Source organism: Micromonospora sp. NPDC005174, from assembly GCF_040608495.1.
Lineage (GTDB): Bacteria > Actinomycetota > Actinomycetes > Mycobacteriales > Micromonosporaceae > Micromonospora.
Genome location: NZ_JBEXIJ010000040.1, coordinates 21,002 through 38,787 on the forward strand (window position 1 = coordinate 21,002; position 17,786 = coordinate 38,787).

17 protein-coding genes are annotated in these 17,786 nt (G+C 64.0%); 8 read left to right on the plus strand and 9 right to left on the minus strand.

Annotated elements, in window-relative coordinates:
- Positions 1–13 precede the first annotated feature (13 nt).
- Entirely contained in the window at positions 14–928 is a 915-nt protein-coding gene (locus tag ABZU91_RS29365; protein WP_355247380.1) for a hypothetical protein, read from the minus strand.
- A 112-nt stretch (positions 929–1,040) separates the two neighbouring features.
- Complete coding sequence (locus ABZU91_RS29370) at positions 1,041–1,874, minus strand: hypothetical protein (RefSeq protein ID WP_355247383.1); 834 nt, start codon at positions 1,872–1,874, stop codon at positions 1,041–1,043.
- A gap of 602 nt (positions 1,875–2,476) precedes the next feature.
- On the opposite strand from ABZU91_RS29370, the gene ABZU91_RS29375 reads away from it, so the two are divergent.
- The 3 genes from ABZU91_RS29375 (at position 2,477) to ABZU91_RS29385 (ending at position 6,675) form a co-directional block, all read left to right on the plus strand.
- The gene (locus ABZU91_RS29375) at positions 2,477–5,572 is read left to right on the plus strand and encodes a hypothetical protein (RefSeq protein ID WP_355247386.1); all 3,096 of its coding nucleotides are present in this window, start codon (positions 2,477–2,479) and stop codon (positions 5,570–5,572) included.
- A gap of 379 nt (positions 5,573–5,951) precedes the next feature.
- Entirely contained in the window at positions 5,952–6,452 is a 501-nt protein-coding gene (locus ABZU91_RS29380) for an ADP-ribosylglycohydrolase family protein (protein ID WP_355247389.1), read from the plus strand.
- A complete protein-coding gene (locus ABZU91_RS29385) occupies positions 6,355–6,675 on the plus strand; it encodes a hypothetical protein (protein ID WP_355247479.1) in 321 nt (106 codons plus the stop codon). Before ABZU91_RS29380 ends, ABZU91_RS29385 begins: the two co-directional genes overlap by 98 nt.
- Positions 6,676–6,882: 207 nt before the next feature.
- Here the strand turns inward: ABZU91_RS29385 and ABZU91_RS29390 are convergent, their stop codons facing one another.
- From ABZU91_RS29390 to ABZU91_RS29400, 3 genes are all read right to left on the minus strand, one after another.
- A complete protein-coding gene (locus ABZU91_RS29390; RefSeq protein ID WP_355247392.1) occupies positions 6,883–7,572 on the minus strand; it encodes a hypothetical protein in 690 nt (229 codons plus the stop codon).
- Between the two features lie 392 nt (positions 7,573–7,964).
- On the minus strand, positions 7,965–8,564 hold the full coding sequence (locus ABZU91_RS29395) for an ATP-binding cassette domain-containing protein (protein ID WP_355247395.1): 600 nt from the start codon (positions 8,562–8,564) through the stop codon (positions 7,965–7,967).
- 1,247 nt (positions 8,565–9,811) lie between these two features.
- Complete coding sequence (locus tag ABZU91_RS29400) at positions 9,812–10,174, minus strand: hypothetical protein (protein WP_355247398.1); 363 nt, start codon at positions 10,172–10,174, stop codon at positions 9,812–9,814.
- 345 nt (positions 10,175–10,519) lie between these two features.
- On the opposite strand from ABZU91_RS29400, the gene ABZU91_RS29405 reads away from it, so the two are divergent.
- Positions 10,520–11,047, plus strand: coding sequence for a hypothetical protein (locus ABZU91_RS29405; protein WP_355247401.1), 528 nt, complete (start codon positions 10,520–10,522; stop codon positions 11,045–11,047).
- A 99-nt stretch (positions 11,048–11,146) separates the two neighbouring features.
- Here the strand turns inward: ABZU91_RS29405 and ABZU91_RS29410 are convergent, their stop codons facing one another.
- Entirely contained in the window at positions 11,147–11,413 is a 267-nt protein-coding gene (locus ABZU91_RS29410; protein WP_355247403.1) for a hypothetical protein, read from the minus strand.
- An 18-nt stretch (positions 11,414–11,431) separates the two neighbouring features.
- On the opposite strand from ABZU91_RS29410, the gene ABZU91_RS29415 reads away from it, so the two are divergent.
- Positions 11,432–11,887 carry a hypothetical protein gene (locus ABZU91_RS29415; RefSeq protein WP_355247406.1) on the plus strand — a complete coding sequence of 152 codons (456 nt, stop codon included), beginning with the start codon at positions 11,432–11,434 and terminating at the stop codon, positions 11,885–11,887.
- A gap of 45 nt (positions 11,888–11,932) precedes the next feature.
- Positions 11,933–12,406, plus strand: a complete 474-nt coding sequence (locus ABZU91_RS29420; protein ID WP_355247409.1) for a hypothetical protein — start codon at positions 11,933–11,935, stop codon at positions 12,404–12,406.
- A 75-nt stretch (positions 12,407–12,481) separates the two neighbouring features.
- Here the strand turns inward: ABZU91_RS29420 and ABZU91_RS29425 are convergent, their stop codons facing one another.
- Entirely contained in the window at positions 12,482–13,321 is an 840-nt protein-coding gene (locus ABZU91_RS29425; RefSeq protein ID WP_355247412.1) for an IS5 family transposase, read from the minus strand.
- An 800-nt stretch (positions 13,322–14,121) separates the two neighbouring features.
- Between ABZU91_RS29425 and ABZU91_RS29430 the strand changes: the two genes are divergently transcribed.
- The gene (locus tag ABZU91_RS29430; RefSeq protein ID WP_355247414.1) at positions 14,122–14,436 is read left to right on the plus strand and encodes a hypothetical protein; all 315 of its coding nucleotides are present in this window, start codon (positions 14,122–14,124) and stop codon (positions 14,434–14,436) included.
- A 135-nt stretch (positions 14,437–14,571) separates the two neighbouring features.
- Positions 14,572–15,654: an NAD-dependent epimerase/dehydratase family protein gene (locus ABZU91_RS29435; protein WP_355247467.1), complete on the plus strand. Its 1,083-nt coding sequence runs from the start codon at positions 14,572–14,574 to the stop codon at positions 15,652–15,654.
- Positions 15,655–15,740: 86 nt separating this feature from the next.
- On the opposite strand, the gene ABZU91_RS29440 is transcribed toward ABZU91_RS29435, so the two are convergent.
- Positions 15,741–16,895 (minus strand): hypothetical protein, encoded by a 1,155-nt coding sequence (locus ABZU91_RS29440; protein ID WP_355247470.1) that lies wholly within the window; start codon positions 16,893–16,895, stop codon positions 15,741–15,743.
- Between the two features lie 99 nt (positions 16,896–16,994).
- Positions 16,995–17,744 (minus strand): ZIP family zinc transporter, encoded by a 750-nt coding sequence (locus tag ABZU91_RS29445; RefSeq protein ID WP_355247416.1) that lies wholly within the window; start codon positions 17,742–17,744, stop codon positions 16,995–16,997.
- Positions 17,745–17,786: the final 42 nt, after the last annotated feature.

Consider the following 17,786-nt stretch of genomic DNA (forward strand, 5'->3'; position numbering starts at 1 on the left):
CGTTCGTAAAAACCTATTCGCCACCGTAGTAGTACGCGAGATCCTCGGTCAGGCCGAATTCCGCTGCCAACCGCCGCTCACGGGCCGCCTGCAGGTCGGCCGGTGCCACCTGCTCCATGTCGAGTTCCAGCGTGTACAGCGGGAAGATCCAGTGCTCGCATACGAACCGCGCCGCCTCGACGTTCTCGTCGTCATTCAGGCGCAAGCCAGCATCGACCAAACGCTGGATGACAGCGACGTTGAGGGGCCGCAGTGCGCTCCAGTGCATGCTGTCGTCCACCTCGATCCCGTCCCAGACGGCCTGAGTTGCTTGGAACCCGTTCTCGGTGAGCAACCCGAGCCGGTGCATCGCGCCGACCAATCGGATGGCCACCGAGGGGATCGGCGCATGCTGGAACGGCTCGTCGATCATCGCGGCGCGGCTCGCCGGTCCGGTCCAGGAACCGTTGCCATCCTCGTCCCTGATGTAGTCGACGTAGAGACGCTCTTCGCGGCGGGTGATGACCTCGTTGCTGAAGATCCAATCCACATCCATTGGCCCGTCGAGGTAGAACTCGGCCCGTAACCCGTTGACGTAGCGGCGCACCTCCGCGAGGTCCGCCGGCGCTCCGCCGTAAGCCTGAACGTACAGACCGCGGGCGAGGTGCTGGTAGAACCGGCGCCGCAGCAACTGTTCGACGCGCTGCCGGTTTTGGTGCCCCCATCCGGCCCGAGCAACGTCCAGCAGGATGAGGACCTTCGCCGCCTCCTCGTCGGCAAAACACCGCAAGACTGCGGCGCTCTGGTGCCGACGAGCAGCCGCCAGCGGAGCCGCATCCGCCTCCAGCGTGGCGACACTCGCGGCCAGGTGCGCAACGCCCTCGGCGATCACACCGAAACGCTGCCGCGCCGGCAGGTGGAGAATTTTGTCAAGCTGACGAGCGTGCACCCGCCAAGGGTCTGGCGTTTCCCGCGGCCGGGCAACCGATATCCGCCAGCCGAGGCGGCGGCGCCGCTGCACGGGATTGGCGTCGCGGCGAGACGACGGTTGAACGCGACTTTCAGAACGGCGGCTCGTCGCCGGTCGTCCAGGGGGTCGGGGGTGGGATGGCACCAGCCGGCAGCGGCAGGTTCGTCACCACATACAGGTTGAGGATGTCGTCGCGGTCGATGAACATGATCTGGCTTCGCTTCGCGTCGTCGAGGGCGTTACCGAGCCAGTTCCGGGCGGCTTTGGTAATCTCGCCCCCCGCGACGATGAACGCGTGGTCCACGAGAACCCGCTTGTTCGTCTCCGGGTCGAATATCTGGTGGGCCAGCATCATGAGCGCTTGATGGTGGATCTCGCCGATGCCGGCATGCCCGGCCTTCGTCACGCCCGAGGCGTCGATCTTTCCCTTCTTCGCCTGTAGGCCGAAGTACAGGTAGTGCTGGGTCGGCAGGGTGTACCGCATCCAGATGTCCTTGCCGTACTCGAGCGCCTTGTCCTTGTGCCCTGCTGCGGTTACCCGGTGGAAGCCGAGCTGACGGAACAGCGGAAGCAGCACCTCCTCGATCAGATCGTCCTCGCTGCAGGTGTTCAAGTACGCCGCGAGTTCCTGCCGCCTCCTGATCTCCATGACCGTAAACGGCCGGTGCGGATTCGCCCGGAACACGCTGACGGTGCTCGAACCGAGGTGCCGCAGGTAGCAGTGCCGGTCCTCGGCGTAGAACGCCTCGAACCCCTCCCGGGTGAGAACGTCGTTAAGCTGACGAAGAGCATTCTCACGCTCCGCCCCCTCGTTCATCGCCTCGCTCGGACTCATCAGATGGTCGATGACGCGGCAGAAGATCTCCGGAGGCCGGCCTGGCCCATCGTGCGGCTCAGCCAACATCGCTTCCAAGACGTCAGCCACCCAGCGATGCCGAGTAGACCCGTCGTGTACCCAGTCGGTGTCGAGCTCTTGGAAAAACTCGGTGATATACGAGCTCGAGCGGTACGGGAAGTACCTCGGCTCCTCACCGTGCTTCGGGTCATCCGAACCGAGATTTCCACAAATCAGATCGCCAAGTGCCTCCAGGTTCCGGCGCCTGAACCTCACGTACGGACCTCCCGCCACCGTCGGACTACTCGACAGTCTGCCGCGCCTCGCCAGGAGTCGTCGGTCGGGCGCCGTCCTCCAAGCCGTTGTGGTCGAACGTGCGCAGGCCGGCAGCGGAGGCGAGGATCCGGGTGCCGTGATCGTGCGCGAGTTGCCGGGCGCCGGGCGCCGGGCGCGGTGGGGGCGGGGTCGGTGCGCGCCGGACAGGAGGTCGGCGTCCAGGCGGGTGTCGGCCGCGTACCCGATCCGCAGCCCGTGTTTGGCGGCCCGCGGCGTAGGCCTTCGGGCCGTGCGGCGCCGCACGGCCCGAAGGCCACCTGGTCCGGTACAGAGTCAGCGTGTCCTAATCGCATTGCAGGGAGTCCTGAACTGCCCCCGTGATTTGCGGCTCACTTGAAAGACGGCATGATTGTTGCGTGGCTGAACCCATCGCTGAGGCTGAGGCGTACATCCAGTTCCGGCTGGGTGAGCTCGCATCGAGGAACGAGCATCATCGTTTCGAGGAGATCGCCACCCGGATTGCCCGCAAGCGCATCAGCTCGAACATCCTGATCGCGACGGGCCCGGTCACTTCGGGTGGTGACCAGCAGCGGGACGCTGAGACCTACACCACCCGGATCCCGGACGAGTTGCCGCACTCTGCGGGCTTCTCGGCGTCTGCTTCGACCGCGCCCGTGGTGGTGGCGTGCACCGTGCAGCGGGAGAAGCTGAAGAGCAAGATACTTGATGACTTGGCCGGCATCTGCGACGAGGATGCGGACTCTGTCTCTCATGTCGCGTTCTTCAGCGTGCATGCGATTTCGGAGGGCGTCACGCATGACCTGAAGAAGACGGCTCGTGAGACGTACGGGGTAACGCTCGATGTCTTCTGTGGTGCTGACATCGCGACCTTTTTGGCCGAGCCGGACCTGGTGTGGGTGGCCCGGCACTATCTAGACCTGCCGTCGTCGTTGGTGCCACCGCCGGAGGGCGAGTCTGCGCCGGGGTGGTACGCCGACTTGTTAGAAAGGCTGCGCCAGAACCATGGCCCGGCGGCTCTGACCCCTGCGACTCAGGGCGAGGTGACGCAGGGTCTGCGATTCGCGACGTGGGACAAGGGCGCGAACGCAGATCTGCCCGAGTGGCTGGACTTTATGGGCGCGTTCTTGGCTGATTCGGAGGATGGTGAGGACTCCGAGCTGGTGTTCCGGGCGTGCTATGAGATGGCCGTCGCACGGTTCAGGGGCATGGGGGTGGCGGCCGGTGTTGAAGATCTAGTCCGCCGGGCCCTTGCGTTCGCGTGCCGAAGCAGCCATCCGAATGTTGTCGAGGACGCCGTGACCTTGGTCTCCTACTGGGGGGTTATGTGGTCGAGCGGCGTTGGGCGGGCCGAGGTCACCGAGATTTCGGACGCCGTGGAGCAGTTGCGTGTGCACGTAGGAGGCTTGATCGCGGGAACGGATCCCTCGACTCATCCGATACGTGCTGCGTCGTTGACCGGGACACTTGTGTTCCTTCACCTAGTGCCCAATTGGCGAAAGGCGGAGCAAGAGCGCGGCCGACCGCAGCGGGTGGCGGTGGCCGCGAACGTCGGGGTGAAGCTGGACGAGTTCGAGGTAGATACCTCGGCGCTGGTCGAGGATGACTTGGTAGACGCCGATTCGGCGATGAAGAACCTGGAAACGCTGGTTGGCTTGTTGCCGCGTGCGCGTGCGTACTCAGTGACTCAACTGGCGAGGGTGTTCACCATGTTTGCGCCGCTCGTGTCCGAGCATCCGTCCTATGTCAAGGTCCGCGACGGTCTTGATGCGGCTACGGCCGAAGCCCAGGGTCAGGCAGCGACGGCTGAGCGATGCCGAGATCGCACGGCGGCGTTCATGAAGGCCGGGAAGCCGCTGGAAGCTCTGCTCGAGCTGCATAACGCGAAGGCGAATTGGTTCACCGGCGACACGCTGTACGGCGCGGTGTTCGCGATGCGGTTCATCGGCAAACTGTTCGCTGAACTGAATCTGATGTACGCGGCGAAGATGTACGCGTGCAGCGCTGCAGCCCTGGCATCCGCGCACGGTGATGCGGACGTAAAGCCTCAACTTCCGAAGGCTCTGTTGGAGGCGGCACAGCACTCCCAACATGCGGGTTGCTGGGCTGACGCCGCAGGACTGACCGAGATCGCGCTGATGGCCCGCGCCCAGTACCTGACCGACCCGTTCGACTTCGAGAAGCATCCGGACCTGGAACGCCACAGGACGAACGAAGCCTTGGAACTGTCTGCGGTCCGGAAGTTTTGGCCCACGCTTGAGACCCTCATCGCCGAAGCACACTATCGCACCGAGTGGTTTGACCTATTGACATCAATGATTTCCGGATCGGGTGCCGAGTACGAGATGTCCGAGGCTGAATTCCAGCAGGCCGCTGCAGAGCAGCTCGCCGGGCCCGTGTTCGGTGATGCCGGTCCCACCCGCATCGTCGACTTCGAGGCGCTCGGTGTGCGATGGATCTTCAGCTACGGCAATGACCGGACCACCGTCCTAGCATCGGAAGGACTCGTGGCGGCATTCCAGATCCTACTTGCCGACATCGCGCTTCACCACCCGGTCCTCATTAAGAGCACGGTCCGCGTGAGCGTGGATGTAAGGACTGACGCGGGCCATGAGGTCGACAAAGTTGATATCGACGACGCCGAACCAGAGCTTCGTGCCGACATTGTCCTGTCCGCAGACTTCACCGACAGCGACGTGCGCGAACGGTCATTGGTCGCGACATGCTTTCAGCTCCTGCACGCTGTCCACGCCCGGCCGGCAGCCGACCTTCAGGCGCTGATGGAGCCGATGATCAAGGCCGGTCTCATGCACAAGCTCTTCATCGGGCGGCCATACGAGGAGGTGGCCGGACTGCTAGACGACCAGCACTATGCAAGGTGTGCTGCTGCGACTCGACCAGCGTCCTCGGCCGGGTTCAGTCCGAGAGCACCAGCTCCGCTGGCCGCGTCCACGCGTGCCGGCTCCGGCTACGACCGCGGCGCGGCGATTCAGGCCATCCGCGAGCGGTACGAGGTTGCAAACCAAGCCTTGCTGTACACGTTGCCCCGACTGCTTGCAGACGAGACCTGCCGCGCGAGGATCGTTCGTTTGCGAGAGGCCGGATGGCTCGACTGGCAAATCTTGGTTGTCCTCGTCAATGTCGCCTGGAACTGGCGGATCTTGAAGGCTGGCATCAGGCCAGGCTTCGGCGACCCAGCAGCGGCGATGCGGCTGGCGAGAGAGCCAGAAACCAAGGCGTCGCCAGAAATTCCGCTTGAGATCTTCTCTGACGTCGCTCTCGCCACCCACACCTTGATGCAGACCACCACGGTGGCGCAACGTTGGGGCCTTCGGGGTCGGCAGGAGCGGCCTACTGAGGAAGCGATGAGAGATCTGCTCGTACGTCGGTACCGCTACGGGATGGACGACATCCCGCACCGCGATCTACTCGACTGTGTGGACGAGGGCGGGCGACTCCGTCGCTTCCTTGAGGCGGACACCGTCAGGGAGTAGATCGTAAGCCGAGATGCTCTTGCCGCGGCATGTCGCGCCCGCTGAGACAGCTCAGGACGCAGAACTCATAAACACATGTACTTGACGGGAAACGCCGCCGTGATCCTGGGCGACGGGACCATCCTCGCCGACGCCGCTTTGTGAGCGCCAGTAGGCCTGCGATTGCAAGAATCGCCGGCCCACTGCCCGAGCCGCGGGCGCCCGAGTAACAGCGACCGCGGCCCCACCGCCTCGGTGGGGTCCCACGCGGCATGGAGTTCGTCTGAGGCGTGGTGTCGAGGTTCATCACCACGGTGTTGCCACCGGCGCGGGCCATGAATTGGCCACATGATCGCCCCGACGTGAGTGGGGCCCCGTCCATTGTCCTGACGGTCGGGCGATGCTCTTCCGCAACTGGATCCGGCACGCCGGTCACTACTCCAGCCGCTACCGCGACCCTGTCCAGCCAGGCGAATACAGCGACGACGCCCAGCTGCTACTCGCGACCGCCCGCGCGTGTCTTGCCGGCGACCGCTGGTGGCAGCGGCTCACCGAGGCCGAACTCCCGACCTGGCTGCTCTACCAGCGCGGCGGTGGCGGAGCAGTACTTCGCGCCGCCGCCGCATGGTCCTCCGGCCGCCCACCCTGGGACGCTGGAAAGTCGGCCCGGGCCCAAGACTCACTTGCCCGATACCGCAACGCCGGCGCCAACGGCATCGCCATGCGCATCGCCCCCCACGTGCTGTGGGCCGATACCCCTCGCGCCCTCATCCAGGGTGTCGTGCGCGACGGCATCACCACTCATGCACCCCCGAGCCCTGGTCGGCGCGCTCGTCTACGCCTTCGCCCTACGACACGCCGCCCAGACACAAGCCACCCACGGGTTCGGAGACAGCATTGAAGCCGCCGCCGGCGGCCTCATCGACGCCGACCAGATCCTCCCGGAACTGCCTGCAGGCTGGGCCACCAGCAGCGAGCTCGATCAGTTCGCCGAAGCTTGGCGCGACACCAACAAAGAAGCACAGCAACTGCTGGAGATCATCGCGGACTCGCTACACCAAGGCGCCATGAGCCACGGACCGCGTCCGCTGACGCAGAGATCACCGCCTGCACGAACGTCTTGATCATCGCCTGCAACACGTCCGGCGACGCGTCCTCGATTTGCTCGCGCAGCGGCCAACAGAAATCGCATTCTCTGGTGCGGCCATCGCGTTCTCTCGTCCTTCTCCGACTTGGTCGCCTTGAAGGACGACACGATGGCGTCTCTCATCTACGCAACACCCATCACGGGCAAGCCGTACACCACTTCCCTGGACGCAACCATTCTGGGTTCATCGCTGCTTGAAGTATTTAAAAAGATGCCGCTCCCGCGTCTGCAGCACTGCAGCCATGGCGCCCAGGATGGCTCCTACTGCACCCAGCATAAACGTTTGAAGCCCCAACATCGTTAGGAAATGGCTTACATCTAGCATTTTGCCCAGCTGGAAGCAGGCGAGCCAAGCTGCAGTCACACAAAAAGCACTCCCACACCACGCCAGTGTCTCGATGGCAACTTGAACAGCTTGGTCGATGACCTTGACTCCCACATGACGAGCGGACGACAGTTCGAGCCGTCGGAGCCACACGGAGAAGAAGCCGGCAAATCCGCCAAACACTAGGCAAACAAGAGGAAGGTATCGTGTCGGGCGTTGCTCAAATCGAGACGCGCCGTCGAAATCATCCCCCAATCTAGGGTTCAACTGCTGAACTCGCGCGTTGTCGGCAGAGAGCGCCCCGACGGTGAGCGTCGAGCGCAGGAGCGAAGCTACCGGAGCTCCTGTTGGCCAAACGACGACCCAGCACTCGTCAAACACGTCACCAACTGGCACAGGGCTTAGCACCGCAGATTGAAGGGTCGGCAGGCGACCATCATCTGGATATCCGTAAACGCCCGAGACCGAGGACTCGCCACGCGTAGTGGCAATCGACCATAGATCTTCCGGTTGCCCAAGGGATTCGGCTAACGCCTCGGACACGAACACGCCGTCCAGTGAATTACTATCGCGCCGTTGAATCAACGGCAACACACTAGTGAAACCGGGAGAAATCTCTCGGAAAGTCACACCGGCTTGAGGAAGTGCACGCACTATGGGCTGCTCAGCCCCGACCCGTAAAGCGCCGGCACCAACAACACCCTCTAGCTGCGCCAGTTGTTCACAAGACCGTCCGTCAATATTCCCAGGGGCGTTAATGAGATAAGTCGAGCCACCACTACTCTTAAACTCTCGACCATCTTCTATAACTTTGGATGTTACGCTTAGATCGAGGTACGCTAGAGTACCAGTAATTGCCACAAGCATTATTGTCCATGACAAAGCCCTCGTGGTCCCGGAGATGACATTGCGCCAAGCCTCTCCGAAGATAGCAGCAACTTTCAATGTTGGCTCAACTCAATCGAGCGATGGCAAGCGTCGCGAGTTCGAGAATCATGCGTTGCCACCATCACCAGCATGCCGGCGCTCACTAGAACGCCGATCGTGTCAATAACTGTCAGGGAACTCGAAGCGTCTAATTGGGCAGTGGGCTCGTCGATTAGCAGCAGATCTGGGCCGGATGCTAAGGAACGCGCGAGCATCAGACGCTGAGCCTCGCCTCCGGAAAGTTTGTGGAACTGTTCATGGGCTACTCGAGAAAGCCCGAAATCAGACATTACTTCGAGAGCCTTCTCGGTCGCCTCGCGACGGCCAGCGCCTGCCGCTAGCAGTGGTTGAACAATATGGTCCAGAGCCGATCGTCGGGCGACACCGTGTGGATTCTGGAACACCCACCCAATACGTGATACGCCTGCCAACTCCAAATCTCCGTGAGTTGGCTTGATCCATCCGGCGATTATTCCGAGTAAAGTACTTTTCCCCGATCCAGACGGACCCGTCAGAGCAATCAACTCACCCGGTCGAACTTCGAAGGACAAGTCCCGAAACAACCAATGATTGTCTTGGTACGCATGGGAGAGATTCTTCGCTATTACTCGCATCGCAAATCAGCGTCCGGTTGGGTTTGGACCTTCAAACCAGTCGATTGTATCGACTCCCAGGTGATCAACGACCGGCCAAGAGAGGAGCCGACGATAGAAACCGGGTACATCACATTCGTTGGTGAGTAGACACACGCATCCCCACTCTGCGAGAAAACGATCGCGGCAGCTGGAACACTAGCGACGGGAATGGCTTCCTTCAGCGAGTAGTTCGCCATCAAAGGTACCTTGCCGTCGGACTGAAGCCAGGTTCTGTATTCGGGCCCGCTCTGCAGCCGACTGAGATCCTCAGCCTTTGTGATTCTTCCAGTGGAATCCACCTGCAGGCTCGTCTCGCCGACTGATAACTGCCGGTCACCCGGGACGAGTTGTGCCGGTAGGGCTCGGATCCGTGCCGAGTCGACCTCGGGCGTCAAGGCCGCGATTGCTGATCCGGCCGTTACCTGCTGCCCAACGGACACGAGACAAGCTTGAACGGGCTGGGTATGGGGCGGAAGCCAGACAAAAACAGAACGTGATAGTTTTGAACCCTTCCATTTGAGCCCGGCCTTAGTCAAGTATTTCCTAGCTGCTTCTATTGTTACGCTGTCGAATCGCGCCGTCTTGGGGACCCGGTATCCCGCTAGAGAGAGCGCCTCCTGAAGGGACAGAACATCTCTGCCCTTGACACCGCGCGTGAAATCTCGCCAAAATGGAGTAGCGGTAGCAATAGTCACATGAGGTTCTCCGTCTACCTCGACGATTGCGCGACCCAGTTGGAGCGGGTTGCCGGGCCGGCAGGCAACATTAGTAACTGTGCCGGATACGCCGATTATCGCTTTGAACTCTGTGCCGACCTCCGGAAGAAGTTCGACTTGACGCTTGTCATCAAAGGTCTGAGGGACGGCATCCATTGTTCCGTTGGTGCTGGACCTCGCGAGCTCCAGGGGTCTCGGGTTCTCCCGCACCAACGCCAGAGCTGAAAGAGCTGAAATTGCGGCCACGAGACAGGCCCCTAGAACAAGCGTTCCTATGGAGGACGACTTTACGGCCTCTCGCAGTGCACTGCGACGCTCAGTCGTCCTTCCGGATTCTCTCTTCACGGACAACACCAGAACTCTCTAGGTCAACGAAGTATGCGACCACTCCGTAGGCCTGTTAATCTACCTGCCCACGCAATGGCCGCATACCCGGAGCACCGACTGGCTAGAAACGAGCCGCGCCCATTCTCCAACACAGTTGGTAGCTAAGCATTCCGCCGAGACTCATCACCAAGGTGCGAAATCCCAGTTGGTCCAGCTGGAACCGGTGTTCGCCCTCACCGCGTTGCCGGCATTCGTGCCCCTGCTGTTACTAACGAACGATGTGAAGTACTGAATTGGGCCGGTGTAGGTCTTGACCACGCTGCTCTCATAGCGGTCAATCCGAGCCTGCACTTCAACACAGTCCACATTCTCGACGTTAGTGGCAGTCGACGTCTTGGATGGCGAGACGCGGCAGGGACCCATGCTCAGTGCCCACGCCGGCTGCCCCACAACCGTAATGGCTCCCGATGCGACAACCCCCACCACCGCGACTCGGACCAACGCCTTGCGGACTTTACCGAAGCCTAGCATTCCCCGTTGGGTCATGGATCCTCCTTGTAAGGCGAACACCATCGATGCGAATGCGTTGATCCTTCCAGGCTCCAGGCTCATGGTCAAGCCCACGAAGGCTCGGACGATTTGACCGCTGTCTGCCTGCCTTCGGTCGGTCCCCCCACGGCGAATTGATGGTAGATTGAGGGCGATTAGTCCGCTTTGACCTCTCCCCGACACGCCATAGTTATTGACCAAGACGAAATGCCGGTCTATCGTCAACGGATCTTGCGACGACGGGTGACACAGCTTTCTGCCGGCTATTCAAGCAACCGATAGCTAAAGGTTAGACTCACGCTAGCCAGAAAGGCGCTTCTGCACATGCTCCGAGGTCAACTGATGTCTGTGGCGGCGTTGCTGGCCCTCACCTCGATCACTTCTTGTTCGAGTAAGACGGAACCCGCCGACCCCTATAGTGCAGAAATTCGGCGGGCCGCAGCGACGGCGACTTCGGACTTTGAGAAAGAAGCGCTTTCGGATTCGAAAGTCAGTAGAGCAGAGTACGAGGAAGCCGTCTCTCGCTTCATCGAATGTGTTAGACAGAAGGGTGTCGCGATCGAAAAAATAGATCAATTCGGATATTACATCTATGAAACCATTACGGCTCCCAATGCTCTCGCTGCGCAGGATGAATGCAACAAGGGCACAAAAGCGGTTATCGAGCCGTTGTACGTCAGCCGGCTTACGAACCCCAACAAGGCCGACCCCAATCAGCTATTTGCCGCGTGCCTCCTAAAACACGGTGCTGCGCCTGCTGGCTATTCAGCGGAGACTGCGAAACGCGACAAGAGTGAGAGTTTCGCGAACGCCCCCTACGACTCTTCTGATCCCCGCGTCACCCAATGCCTTGCCAATCCGGTGCTCTAGTTACTGCCGTAACAACGAACGCTCTCACGCGTTGGACGATACGCCGCTCTGGTCTGTCGTCACCTAGGCGACATTGCGGCGGTCAGGCGGCGGCGGATCTTATACGAGTGCGGCGCGGCTGTTCAGAATCACTCGCCGGGAGTCGGCGACACGGTCGGTCGTAATTGTTGTGCTGTCCCGCATCGCGCAGGCGAGGGTTCGGATGCGCCGCATCGCGGTGTCCACGTCGTCGTCGGATGTGCTGGGCAGGGTGATCGCCGCTTGAACGTAGCGGACGCCGATCTTTAAAGCCGGCCGCGAGGCGGACTTGCTCTGGTCGAGCGCCCAGCCGTGATGATGCCACCGCTTCCGGCTCGGTCTGCGCACCAGAATAGGATGCGTCAAGTGAGTTTCGACTTCATCGAGAAGCAGCCCGCGCCGGATGACCAGGTGATCTGGTATCCATTCGCTGAGAACAACGACTTCAGCCTGAGCTGGTGGGACTACCGCTCCCTTGACGGGGACAAGTCATACACCTTCTTGGAGGTCCGCCAGGGCGGTGCCGAGGTGGCGCGGATCGAGCTTGATTCCGACGTCATGATCGATCACTACGTCGGAACTCCTGAGTTGGGCAATTCGGCACTTGAGATCGAACTGATCGAGGTTGCGGAGCCGCAGCGACGTCGAGGTGTCGGCACGAAGATCATCCGGGGGTTGGTGTCCAGGTACCCCGATCGACGACTGCTCGCGTTCAGCGAGGAAGCCGACGACTTCTGGGCGTCGCTGGGATGGACGCGATACGACCATCCAGAGGGGGCGTCCTACCGTCCCTTGTTCATCCAGACGTCCGCTGGAGTCTAAGAGCGTGTTTGAGAAGCCAAAGCCCTGGGTCGGCGACTGGACTTGATGACGAGTTTGGAGAATGGCCCGGTGTTGTCGCTGCGCTGGGACGTCAAGAACGTGGGATCGGCTGACCTGCACTGGGTGGTGGGATCTGATGACCTTACGGTTCACACCACCTACCTTGGGGACGGGCTTGGCTCGCTGTTGCAGGCCGCTCTTGATCTCCAGCTGGGATCCAGCGCAACGGTCGCGCTTTTAGTAGCTGAACCCGCTGGTACCTGGTTCATCTTCTCGGGCGCGACCGAAGAGGTGTATGTCCAGATCGTGGAGTTCGATGATGTCGGTTCGGACGACCATCGGTGGAGCGGTGGTGTCAGCCGGTGGCATGGCCGCGTTGAGGTGGCCGGCCTGATCTCTGCGGTGCAGCGTATGGCGGAAGAGGCCCTCGATCGCGCCGGTTCTCTGGATCGCTACCAGCGGAACTGGGGCGGAATTCCGTTCCCGTCGGAGAAGCTGGCCGCGCTCCGGCAGGCGTGAATCTGCCGACCATCAGCCTCGCATCGCAGAACCGGTCAGGAGCCCCGGGTGCGCCGAGGCGGTTGGGAAGGTATCTCATGCGTCGTCTGGCCAGCGCCGGCGTTGCTGACGGATAGCGGGTCCGCCTCGGGTGAGACGGCGGAGCATGCCGTTGATCGCGGCCCAGCGGATCATCGCTTCGGAGGTGGCCGGGTGGCGTTCGTAGTCTCGGGCCAGCCACCGGTGTGCGGTCAGCCGCGCAAGCGAGCGTTCGACGACCCAACGTCGGGCGATCACCGCGAACCCTTTCTGGCCAGGGGCCTTACGCACGATCTCCAGGGTGGTGCGCAGGATCCGCTGGCACCAGTCGACCAGCACTCCGGCAAAGCCTGCGTCGGCGTAGACGAACCTGACTGGGGTGAACAGGTACGCCGACAGCAGGGTGGTCTTGGCCCCGTCGCGGTCCTGCACGCTCGCGGCCATGACGCACACGACCAGCAGAAGCCCGAGGGTGTCGGTGACGATGAACCGCTTGCGGCCTTTGACTTTCTTGCCCGCGTCGTAGCCGCGGGTCTGATACGGCACGGTGTCGGCGCCCTTGACGCTTTGGGAGTCGATGATCCCGGCCGAGGGCTCCTCGGCACGGCCGTGGGCGGCGCGGACCCGCCGCCGCAGCACGACCAGCATTCGCTCGGTGACCTTGCCGTCCTCCCAGCGGGTGAAGTACCAGTACACGGTCTGCCACGGTGGGAAGTCGACCGGCAGTTGCCGCCACGAGCAGCCGGTCCGCACCACATACAAGATGGCGTCCACCAGGTCGCGGCGCGGATGCTTCTCCGGCCGGCCGCTGGTTCTCCGTGGAGGCAGCAGCGGCTCGACGAGAGCCCATTGGGCGTCGGTCAGGTCCGAGGGGTAGCGGCGACGCAGGCGCGGCATCCGACCACTATGGACAACGGCGGCGGAGCTGTCACGACAACGGACCGCTGAACACGAAGACTTCTCAAACACGTTCTAAGGCATGTGCGTAAGCCTGGTCAGAGCCATTCGCAGATGATGGGTGATGGCCAGGACGGCCTCGAACCGGACGGCCTCGCAGTCGTAGCGGGTTGCCACGCCGCGGTGGCGCTTGGGTCGGGCTACGCCGTTTTCGACGCCATGTCGTGTCCGCTGGGGGTTCCCGGTCGAACTTTGGCGGGCGTCCGCTGCGGCTGCCTCTATCTTTGCGATGGGCGTTCTGATGCTCAAGCAGGGCGACTGGTGGGGCCGTGGGTGTTCCGTGGGTGGCCGGATGCCGGCGACCGTGGACGGATTGTATGCCTAGATTCTGGATTTCGACCACGAGCAATCTTGGATCAGACAAACACAACGGGTGACGACCGCAGTGACCTGCTGATACGCGGTGGCATGTTCCTGGATTCGCGCCCAAGAGTTCGGACGAAAATGGATTCCGTTAAGTAACGGTGGCAAAAAGCGCTTCTGAAAATTAAAAGTCCACAGCTCTGCCATTGAGCTAGCGGCCCGCGCGCTCAGGTTACCTGACAGTCAGCGATGCCGGCTCTCGGCTTCCGGCCGGCCGCCGATGCCTCATCAGCGCACGTGATCAACACCAGATCGGCGCTGTGGCGGTGTCCGGGGCGGGGGATAGCCCCAGGTCGGCGACGTGGAGTGGATCAAGCAGCGAGCGGTGGAGCGGGTCGAGCGGTGGGCGGGCGTGCATGGCCAGGGGTGGTCGGGGAATGGCGACGGTCATGAGGGCGAGCGGCAGCCCGGCCGTGGCGGCGTCCGGGGAGGAGATCGGGCCGGACGGCGTACGTCAGCCGGGTGGGGAAGCGCACGCCTGGCTGCCCGGCCAGAACCAGACGGTCTGCGGCCTGGCCCTGAGCCGTACCCGGCTGCGTCGCTTCCCGCACGTGCGCTTCGACTACTCGGGCACCGACGTGCTCACCGAAACCGACGCGGTGGGTTGGATCTGCTCGCGCTGCCTGGCGGCCACGACTGGCCGGCGCGGCAAGGAGAAGCACGGCTGGGCCCGGAACTCGCCTCGCCCTTGATCGACTCGGCTTCCGGGAAGGCGGGGCATCCGAGCGGCCGGGACGCCCCCGTTTTCCGGGAGACCGAGTCGATCAAGCGGCCCGAAGCTGGGACGGACGGTGGTTGAGGGCCTGCTGGGCGGGTACGGGTCGGGCATGCGGATCGTGGTGGTGGGGGCGAGCGGCAACGTCGGTACGGCGGTGCTGCGGCGGCTGCGCCGGGAGCGCGGTGTGGAGCTGGCCGGGGTGGCCCGGCGGTTGCCCGGCCCGGATGCCGGTACGCCGTACGACCAGGTGGAGTGGCACTCCTGTGACATCGGCGCGCCGACTGCTCCGGCCCAGTTGGCCGAGATCTTCGCTGGCGCGGACGCGGTGGTGCACCTGGCCTGGCAGATCCAGCCCAGCCACGATCAGCGGGTGCTGCGCCGGACCAACGTCGACGGCAGTCGGGCGGTGTTCGACGCGGTGGTGCGGGCCGGGGTGCCGGCGTTGGTGTACGCGTCGTCGGTCGGCACGTACGCGCCCGGTCCGAAGGACCACCCGATCAGCGAGCGGTGGCCGGCCACCGGGGTGTCCGGATCGTCGTACAGCGAGCACAAGGCAGAGGTCGAGGCGCTGCTGGACGGGTTGGAGCGGGAGCACCCGGCCGTGCGGGTGGTACGGCTGCGACCCGGGTTGATCTTCCAGAGGGACGCCGGCGTGGAGATCACCCGCTATTTTCTCGGCCCGTTCGCGCCGGTACGACTTTTGCGCTTCGGGCGGATTCCCCTCGTACCCACGAACCGACGGCTGCGGATGCAGGCGGTGCATGCCGACGATGTGGCTGACGCGTACGCGAGGGCGGTCATGGGTGATGCGCGCGGCGCTTTCAACGTCGCCGCGGACCCCGTGCTGACTCCGGAGCTGGTGGCTCGGCACTTCCACGGTTGGACGGTGCCGGTCGCGGCGCCGGTGCTGCGGGTGGCGGCGGCCCTGACGTGGCGGGCACGGCTGCAACCGGTCGACGCGGGCTGGGTCGAGCTGGGTCTGAACGCGCCGTTGATGTCCAGCGAGCGGGCGGAGGCCGAGTTGGGCTGGTCGCCCAAGATCGACGCGCTGACCGCACTCAAGGAGCTGTTCGCCGGCATGGCCGGTGGCGAACACACGGCCAGCCCGCTCCTGTCTGCCGCAGCTCAGCAGCCCGGTCGCCCCACCGGCCTCCTGGCGGGCCGTCCCCCGGGCCAGGGGAACCCCTACTGATGATGATCAAGAAGTTCGCGTCATCAGACGGGCGAAATCTGACGCACACCTCTTGATCACCGCGCTCAAGGGGGAGGGGGCCGGGATCAGCTCAGGTTTGCGCCTAGGAAGAAGATGCCGGGGTGGCCGGGGGTCTCGAACCTGCCGCTCGGGTTGCGGCGCAGGGTCGAGCTTTCGATCTTCATCGTGCCGGTGCGGTTGTTGCTGACGAAGAAGATCGCTCCGCCGCCCTCGTTGGCCTTGTTGTTCTCGATGACCGTGCCGGCGATGCGGACCGCGAACTCGTTGCCGTCGCAGTAGATCGCCCCGCCGCTGCCGCCGCCGGGGGTGCCCGACTTGGCCGGGTTGGCGCCGTTGCCGATCGCCTCGTTGTTCCTGAACAAGCTGTTCAGCACCGTCCACGACACGCCGATGCTGCTCAGCGCCCCTCCGTTCGAGCAGGAGCCGCCGTCGAAGGTGCTGCTCACGACGTACACCGGCTTGTTCTCGTACTGGCTGAGCACCCGCACGGCCGCGCCGCCCAGGTCCGGGCCGGTGCGGTCGCAGCGGTTGTGGACGAAGCGTGAGTTGACGACCTTGAGCCGGCCGCCACGTACGAAGATCGCGCCGCCGCCGCCACCCTCGGCCTTGTCGCCGGTGGAGTTGCCGTCGGCGAAGGTCAGATTCTGCACGGTGAGTTGCGGGTGGTCCTGGTTCTGGCAGTGCGAGGTGGTCCAGCCCTGGGCCTCGTCGCAGGTGTTCATGTAGAGGATGCGGCGCTGCCCCTGGCCGCTGAGGGTGACCTTGCCGCCGCCGTCCAGCACGACCTTCGGTCCGTTGGCGTTGCGGACCTTGGCGGTGGCGGCCATCTTGATCGTCACCGGGGCCGGTCCGCAGTTGAACGCGATGACACCACCGGCGGCGACGGCCTTCACCACGGCTGCGGAGGTGCAGCTCGCCGGGGTGCCGGTGCCGATGGTCCGGGTCGGCTTCGAGGTGTCCACGGCACGGGCCTCGGTGGGCACGCTCGCGTGGCCGTTCGGATTGCCGGCTGCGGCGACCTTCGCGGCGGGCTTCGGGCTGGCGCTGGCCCCGGGACCGCCGAGGGCGTCGCGTCCCGCCGGCACGACGTCCTGGTCGCCGGTCGCCACGCTCTGCGGCGTGGCGGACGGTGCGGCGTTCGGCGTCGGCTTGTCGGACGCGCACGCGGGCAGGGTCGCGGTGGCGACACCGAGGACGAGCAGGGCAGCAAGCGACGTCATGCGCACCAGGTGATGCTAGGAGCCCGGACGACCCCGCGACGAATCCGCCATGCCGGTTTAATGCGCCGCTAAGCAACGGCGGTCCGCCGGGATGGCCGGTCAGGCGTGGGAGAGGGCGAACGCGGTCAGGAAGCCGGCGACCGTGATGAGACCGACGAGCAGGTGGGCGTCCTCGAACGCCTCCGGAACCATCGTGTCGGTGATCATGGCGAGGATCGCTCCGGCGGCCAGCGCGGTGATGGCGGCCAGCACCTCCGGTGGCGCGCCGCCGAGCAGCGTGTTGCCGACCAGCGCGGCCAGTCCGCTGATCAGTGCGATCCCGGTCCACAACAGGAACACGTACCGTCGGGTCCGGCCGGCCTGGCGCATGCCCGCCGCGCTGGACAGCCCCTCCGGGATGTTGCTGAGGAACACCGCCACGACCGTGACCAGGCTGACCGCGCCGCCGGCCAGCAGGCTCGCGCCGATCACGACCGATTCGGGTACGCCGTCCAGGAGCGCCCCCACGGCGATGGCCGACCCGGACCCGGGGTGCTCACCCTCGGACGGCTGCTGACCACCCGAGCGCTTACGGTTCCGCGCGCCGCGCCGGGCCAGGGCCACGTTGGCGAGGGTGTACGCGCCCGCGCCGCCGGCCGCGCCGATCACCGTGGGCAGCAATCCGCCCTGGTCGTGCGCGACCTCGATCAGCTCGTACGAGACGGCGGAGAGCAGCACGCCCGCGCCGAACGCCATGACCGACGCGATGAGCCGTTGGGGCACCCGCGCGAACCAGCCGACCGCCGCACCGATCAGCAGCGCCGACCCGGCCAGCAGTCCCCATCCACCCGCCTGTAACCACTCCGGCATTCCGGGAACCGTACCCGCTCGGGTGGGGACGGCAAACCGTGC

Bases quoted from the DNA above. Each gene is read 5' to 3' on its own strand.
- ABZU91_RS29380 (WP_355247389.1), top strand. From the start codon at position 5,952: ATGCTCTTCCGCAACTGGATCCGGCACGCCGGTCACTACTCCAGCCGC.
- ABZU91_RS29385 (WP_355247479.1), top strand. From the start codon at position 6,355: ATGCACCCCCGAGCCCTGGTCGGCGCGCTCGTCTACGCCTTCGCCCTA.
- ABZU91_RS29395 (WP_355247395.1), bottom strand. From the start codon at position 8,564: ATGCGAGTAATAGCGAAGAATCTCTCCCATGCGTACCAAGACAATCAT.
- ABZU91_RS29400 (WP_355247398.1), bottom strand. From the start codon at position 10,174: ATGACCCAACGGGGAATGCTAGGCTTCGGTAAAGTCCGCAAGGCGTTG.
- ABZU91_RS29405 (WP_355247401.1), top strand. From the start codon at position 10,520: ATGTCTGTGGCGGCGTTGCTGGCCCTCACCTCGATCACTTCTTGTTCG.
- ABZU91_RS29420 (WP_355247409.1), top strand. From the start codon at position 11,933: ATGACGAGTTTGGAGAATGGCCCGGTGTTGTCGCTGCGCTGGGACGTC.
- ABZU91_RS29425 (WP_355247412.1), bottom strand. From the start codon at position 13,321: ATGCCGCGCCTGCGTCGCCGCTACCCCTCGGACCTGACCGACGCCCAA.
- ABZU91_RS29430 (WP_355247414.1), top strand. From the start codon at position 14,122: ATGGCGACGGTCATGAGGGCGAGCGGCAGCCCGGCCGTGGCGGCGTCC.
- ABZU91_RS29435 (WP_355247467.1), top strand. From the start codon at position 14,572: ATGCGGATCGTGGTGGTGGGGGCGAGCGGCAACGTCGGTACGGCGGTG.
- ABZU91_RS29440 (WP_355247470.1), bottom strand. From the start codon at position 16,895: ATGACGTCGCTTGCTGCCCTGCTCGTCCTCGGTGTCGCCACCGCGACC.
- ABZU91_RS29445 (WP_355247416.1), bottom strand. From the start codon at position 17,744: ATGCCGGAGTGGTTACAGGCGGGTGGATGGGGACTGCTGGCCGGGTCG.